5 protein-coding genes and 1 pseudogene are annotated in these 6178 nt (G+C 66.1%); 5 read left to right on the top strand and 1 reads right to left on the bottom strand.

Annotation, left to right across the window (positions count from 1 at the left end):
• Positions 1-119 precede the first annotated feature (119 nt).
• Positions 120-1070, bottom strand: a pseudogene (locus ACSEEN_RS15850) (IS256 family transposase); the annotation flags it as partial.
• A 55-nt stretch (positions 1071-1125) separates the two neighbouring features.
• Here ACSEEN_RS15850 and ACSEEN_RS15855 point away from each other — a divergent pair.
• The 5 genes from ACSEEN_RS15855 (at position 1126) to ACSEEN_RS15875 (ending at position 6038) form a co-directional block, all read left to right on the top strand.
• Complete coding sequence (locus ACSEEN_RS15855) at positions 1126-1401, top strand: hypothetical protein (RefSeq protein WP_440713697.1); 276 nt, start codon at positions 1126-1128, stop codon at positions 1399-1401.
• A gap of 456 nt (positions 1402-1857) precedes the next feature.
• Positions 1858-2490 (top strand): DUF8020 domain-containing protein, encoded by a 633-nt coding sequence (locus ACSEEN_RS15860; RefSeq protein ID WP_247864960.1) that lies wholly within the window; start codon positions 1858-1860, stop codon positions 2488-2490.
• 238 nt (positions 2491-2728) lie between these two features.
• A complete protein-coding gene (locus tag ACSEEN_RS15865) occupies positions 2729-4369 on the top strand; it encodes an ATP-binding cassette domain-containing protein (protein ID WP_298442042.1) in 1641 nt (546 codons plus the stop codon).
• Positions 4366-5202 carry an ABC transporter permease gene (locus ACSEEN_RS15870; RefSeq protein ID WP_298442040.1) on the top strand — a complete coding sequence of 279 codons (837 nt, stop codon included), beginning with the start codon at positions 4366-4368 and terminating at the stop codon, positions 5200-5202. Before ACSEEN_RS15865 ends, ACSEEN_RS15870 begins: the two co-directional genes overlap by 4 nt.
• A gap of 2 nt (positions 5203-5204) precedes the next feature.
• Positions 5205-6038 carry an ABC transporter permease gene (locus tag ACSEEN_RS15875; protein ID WP_247864957.1) on the top strand — a complete coding sequence of 278 codons (834 nt, stop codon included), beginning with the start codon at positions 5205-5207 and terminating at the stop codon, positions 6036-6038.
• Positions 6039-6178: the final 140 nt, after the last annotated feature.

Genomic DNA, 6178 nt, shown 5'->3' on the forward strand with positions numbered 1-6178 from the left:
GGTCCTGCCGGGCCTCGACCGCCAGCCGCGTCGCACGCTCACGCAACTCGTCCGGGTACTTCCGTGGTGCTGCCATGACTCTCATCCTCCGTGAGTTGAGAACCTCCACTGAACCCGGGGCGCTTCATTGCCGCGGCTTTCGGGAACGGTCCTTCGAAGCTGTTGGCGACCTGATCACATTGGTCAGCGACGTCGTTTGCGTCGGTGTGCGCGAAGACCGTCCGTACGCCGGCGGTGACGACCGGTTGCTGTTTCGCCGCCACCGATCCATGCAGGTTCCGCATGAAGTGGACCCGGCATCGTTGCCACGAAGCGCCCGTGAACTGTTGAGCCACCGCAGTTTTCAGTCCGGCATGGGCATCGGAGATGACCAGATGAACCCCGCGCAGCCCGCGGGCTTTCAATCCGGCCAGGAACTCGCGCCAGAACTCGAACGATTCACTTTCCCCGACAGCTGTACCGAGGACCTCACGGTTACCTGTGATCGACACCCCGGTCGCCACGACCAGGGCCTGGGAGACCACGTGAGCGCCGACGCGGACCTTGCAGAACGTCGCATCACAGAACACATAGGGGAAATCGGTGTGCGCCAGCGATCGGTTCCGGAACTCGGCGATCTGAGCATCGAGCCCGGCGCAGATCCGCGAGACCTCGCTCTTGGAGATCCCGGAGTCCACGCCCATGGCGCGCACCAGGTCATCGACGCTGCGAGTGGAGATGCCTTGGACGTAGGCCTGCATGATGACCGCGTAGAGGGCCTTGTCGATCCGGCGGCGGCGTTCGAGCAGGACCGGGAAGAACGACCCGGCACGCAGCTTGGGGATCTTCACCTGCACATCACCGGCCGGGGTCGAGATCGTCTTGGGCCGGTGCCCGTTGCGGACCGTTGTCCGCTCGGCCGAACGCTCGTAACGGTCGGCGCCGATCTTGGTGGTGGCCTCGGCCTCGATCAGCGCCTGCAGGCCCGACCGCAGGATCTCCGGAAGCACCCCGGACAGGCCACCGTCGACGGATCGGAGCGTGGCCAGTTCAGTCAGTTGGCCGAGCAGGGCAGAATGGTCGTGGGTCATCGCGTGCATGCCTTTCAGTTGAATCACTTGGCGGTTACTCACTGATCATCACGCGATGGCCCACCCCAACGACGACACCGGCCCCTACGGCGTGTCCACCGCCGTCACCGAGCCGGCAAATCCCCACCACCCCACGGGACTCACCCCGTGGGAGGCGTCGTTGGCCGCATACCCAGAGCCTGCTCCCACCTACTGCGGTCTGCCATTGCTCCGATCCGGTGAGTACGACGTACTGACGGCAGCGTGGCTCGCCGCGTTCGGGCTGGATCGGATTCACCTGGTGCGTTCCGAGGACTACTTCGCGGATCGCACCACGCTGGCCGGGATCTAGGAGTTTCTGGAGCTCCCGGCGATTGACTTTGTGCCGGTGCCGAGAGTCAACGAGAATCCCTTGGTGACGCCGGGCGAGGATCCTGCGTCGAAGGCACTCCTTGCGGAGTTCTATCGACCTCACAACAGGCGCCTAGAGGAATCGTTCGGCCGCGACATGGGATGGACGTGAGGTCGAAGCCAGGCAACTGAGCGGCGCCTTTCGGCGACATTGGCTGCGGGCTCGACGTGGGGGGAGTGGCGCATGTGATTCGCTGGCCCCGATTCGGGTGACAACCGTGTGGACGAAATTCTGTCTCACTTGCCGCAAGAGTCCGTCTCAGCGGGGCCTGTGTTGCGATCCGCATTAGCATCGATGCTGATTCCCGACCGCTGACTCCCATCCGGGTCGGGGGGGCCCGAACCGTGGTCCCCGACGATCCGGTCCGGCTGCGGCACGACGAAAGTTGATAGAAGAATGCGCCACCACCCGCGCGCGGCATGGCGCCGCGTCCTGATCGCACTGCTCGCCGTCGTGGCGCTTCTTCCGATCGCCGTCGGCGAAGCGGCTGCGAAGCCGGACTCGCCGGACGAGGTTCGTGCGACCGTTCAGCGGAACCGGGACGACGTCAAGATCGCGGTGGCGAACGGCTCCGTGGCGGTCGAGGACGGTTACCTGCTGTTCAAGAACAGGGCCGGCAAGGTGGTAGACAAGCACAGCCTGATCTTCGTCGCACCCGATAAGGCCGAGTACGACATCGCGGCGACCGTGCGGGGCAACACTGCGACCCTGGTGCCCAGCAAAGTAGCCAAGAAGCGTAAGCCGGGGCAGATCATCTGCGGCCCGCAGACTCGAGCGCAGCGCGATCATGAAGCACGTCAGGCGCTGCTGAGTGAAATCAGTATCTCGACAGCCATCGGCGCCCTGATCGGGACCGCAGTCGGTGCGATCCTCTCGATCGCGCTGACCGCCGGTGGCGGCCTTCCGATCGGCGTGCCGATCGGCGCTCTTGTGGGAGCCGGCATCGGCCTCGGAGGTGCCGTCGTGAACGGCGCGTTCGATCGCTACTTCAAGAAGGTGAACAGCAAGTTCGAACCCAAGTGGTGCTGAGTCGATATCGGTGACCGGCCCCGACTGTCGGGGCCGGCAACGTTACCGGGGAGTAGACGTACGTTCGGTGGAACTTGCGTGCTGTTTTCCCTGGTCGCTGACCGAATACCGTGTCATGCGTTACGAAGTGTGACGCTCACGACGATAGACTCATGGGTGGATTCGTCTGACGCCACGAAGCGGTCGGCAGCGGGGCGGTCGATCCTCACGACTGTGCAGACCCAGCCGGAAGGACCACATGCAGGCTTTTGAGAGGCGTCCCGAAGGCGGGACGACGCCTGAGCTGTCTCATGCCTCCGCGGGGCAGCGGCCCCCGAGCGACCCGCTGGTCGACACCGTGCCGTGGATTCCGGACGACGATCCGACGCTCAATCAGCTGCGGGCGTGGCGCGATCAGCTGAACAGCGACTCTATCGAGACGCGGCAGCCGCTTTCCGGCGCCCCGAACGCGGCCGATTCCGCGCCCCCTGGGTCCGGACCGGAACCCGCGAGCAACGTCGGTGCCCACGCCGTCGTCAAGCACGCCGGCGCCGGCGACGACGATCTGCCGAGCACCACATCCGGTGAACGCCGAGGTGCTCCGACTCGCAGGGGTGGCGCCGCGGCGGCGGGTGGTCGCCGGCATCGGCGCGTCGGGCCGGCTGAGTCTCCGTCGACCGGTGCATGGGTGATTCCGGGTTTCAGCCGAACCCGTCCAGAGCCGTCGACCATCGACGTCTCCGCCCCGGCGGTGGAGCGACCGCTGCCGTCGCGGCATCGCGCCGGCTGGGACGTCAGCGGCCAGAAGGAACAGAATCCTCCCGCCCCGATCGAATCCCGGGAGGAGTTCGTGGCGGCCCAATTGGCGACGACGGCCTTCCCCTCCCTGGATCTCGTCCCGGTCGGTGAGAACGTCGATCTCGAGATCGCCATCGAAGCCAATGGTCTGCGGAAGAAGTTCAGGGACTTCACGGCCGTCGACGGCGTGAGTTTTCAGGTCCCCAAGGGCCGGATCGTCGCGATTCTCGGGCCCAACGGGGCCGGCAAGACGACGACGGTCAACATGCTGTGCACCCTCCTCGCTCCCGACGGTGGTTCCGCGTCGGTCGCCGGTCACGACGTGCAGCGCGAGGCGCCCGCCGTGCGTCGAGCGATCACGCTGACCGGACAGTTCGCGGCCCTCGACGAGCAACTCACCGGTCGTGAGAATCTGGTGATGTTCGGCCGTCTGCTCGGCCTCACGAAGAAGAAGGCGCAGGTCCGGGCGGGTGAGCTGCTCGAGTTCTTCGGTCTGGAGTCAGCGGCCTCCCGCAAGGTCCGCGAGTATTCCGGCGGTATGCGCCGACGCATCGACATCGCGTGCGGCATGGTGACCAGGCCGGAGGTGGTGTTCCTCGACGAGCCGACTACGGGCCTCGACCCGCGCAGCCGCCAGGATGTCTGGGCGTTCGTCGAGCAACTGCGTGCGCTGGGTGTCACGATCCTGCTGACCACCCAGTACCTGGAAGAAGCCGACATGCTCGCCGACCGCATCGTCGTGATCGATAAGGGCAAGGTGATCGCGGAGGGAACCTCCGACGAGCTCAAGGCGGCCACCGGAGCCGCCTACTGCGAGGTGACTCCGGTCCATCCCGCTTACGTGCACCGCCTGCGCGCGGCGCTCGGCGACCTGCTCGGACCCACCGCGGCGGAGTTCGACGTTCCGCCGGACGGCACGGTCTCGGTCCCGGCGCCCAACGGGCCGGCCACCCTCGCGGAGGTGCTCAAGCGGGCGGAGCAGGACCAGATCCCGCTCGCCGACGTCGTGCTGCGCAGGCCTTCGCTCGATGAGGTGTTCCTGTCGCTGACCGATCCGGACGCGGCTGGCGCGGACTCGACGCCCGCAGGGGACGGTCGATGACGGCGGTCTCCGAGTCAACCGACATCGCAATCTCCGACGCTGGCTGGTCGCCGCCACGGCCGAACGCGATTCAGCAGTGGTGGGTCCTGACGTCGCGCGGAATCCTCAACGCGTACCGGAACGGCGAGTTCATCTTCTGCTTCGTCTCGCCGGCGATGCTGGCGGTGTGCTTCTACCTGCCGCTTCGCCAGGTCGTGGATGAGGCTGCGAGCATCGACTACGCCCAGTTTCTGATGCCGATCATCATGCTCCAGGCGATGGCTTTCGTGGCGTCGTCGGCCGCGCTGAAGTCGGCGATGGACGGCCATGCCGGGGTGCACGACCGGTTCCGGTCGCTTCCGATGGCCGCAGTGATTCCCTTCCTCGCACGCACGGCGGCCATCGGGGTGCTGCTGCTGGTGGCCCTCGCCTTCGGTCTGATCTCATGCGTGATGATCGGCTGGCGGCCGATCCCGGTCGACGAGGGCGGCGGTGGTATGCGGGGCGCCCTGCTCGCCGTCCTGATCGTCGGTGCGATCGGCTGGGCGCTCTCGTTCATCTCGGACGGCATCGGCATGGTGAGCAACAGCCCGACCGTGACGAGCCAGCTCGTCGCCTTTCCGACCCTGATCCTCGGAATGCTGTCGGGCGGATTCATGCCGCTGGCGCTGTTCCCCGAATGGATTCGCGGGTTCGTGCGGAATCAGCCGATCTCGCAAGTGGTCAAAGCGATGCGGGAAGCGATGGAGGGAACCGCGACCTGGGCGACCGTCAAGCCCACGTTCTGGTGGTTCATCGGGTTGGTGTCGATCGGCCTGCTGCTATTCGGGATCGCGGCCAGGAAGGAGCGGTAGCGGTGTCGGTTCTCGCGAATGCTCCCGTCCTCGACCAGCAGGCCAGCGCTCTGCCAGAGCGGTCCGTCCGCGCGTGGTGGTGGCAGACCCGGGTGCTCATCGGTCGTCAACTGCTGGTCGCCTTCCGGGACCCGGCGACCCTGATTCAGGTTCTGGTCTTTCCCGCGCTCACGATGCTGATGTTCAAGGTGGTACTCGGCGACGTCGTCAGCAAGGCGACCGGCACCGACAGTGTCTACGGCACCGTGCCGTTGATCCTCCTCACCAGCACGATGTTCGGGTCCGGCGTGTCGGCGATCCGGGTCGTGATCGAGCGGTCGACCGGTCTGCTGAGCAGGCTGTATGTGCTGCCCATCAATCGCGGCGCGGACTTCTCGGCCCGTGTTCTCGCTGAGACGGTCCGGGCGCTCGCGACCTCTATCGCTCTGGTCGCGGCGGGGTTCCTGATCGGGTTCAGATTCACGCAGGGTATCGGGCCCGCGCTGGGCCTCTTCGGCGTTGCCATGCTGTACGCGACGGCGTTCGCCATGGTGACCCTCGCGGTGGCCGTGATCTCCCGCCCGGGGCTGCCGCTGGTCGCCTACATCGGGCTGCTGACCACACTGATGATGTTCTTCAACTCCGGCTTCGCTCCGGTCGACGGCTACCCCGGCTGGCTGCAGCCGATCGTCGCCAATCAGCCGATGTCGCCCGCGATCGAACTGATGCGTTCGCTGGCGGCGGGTGGTCCGATCACCGAGAATCTGATCAAGGTGATCATCTGGGCCTTCGTGGCCCTGGCCCTGACGACATACCCGGCGATGCGCGGCTACCGCAAGGCGGCGGCGAACGCATGACGATGTCGATCGAACGAACGGTTCTGTGGGAAGTGTGTCACAGTACCTACTGCGAAATCCGCAGGTCATCCTGGCCACCTCACTCAGGGACCGGCAGAGAGGTCACAGGTTTGGTGCTTCCGCTGTCGCCGGGCAGGAAG

This window comes from Gordonia marina, from assembly GCF_052036135.1.
GTDB lineage: Bacteria > Actinomycetota > Actinomycetes > Mycobacteriales > Mycobacteriaceae > Gordonia.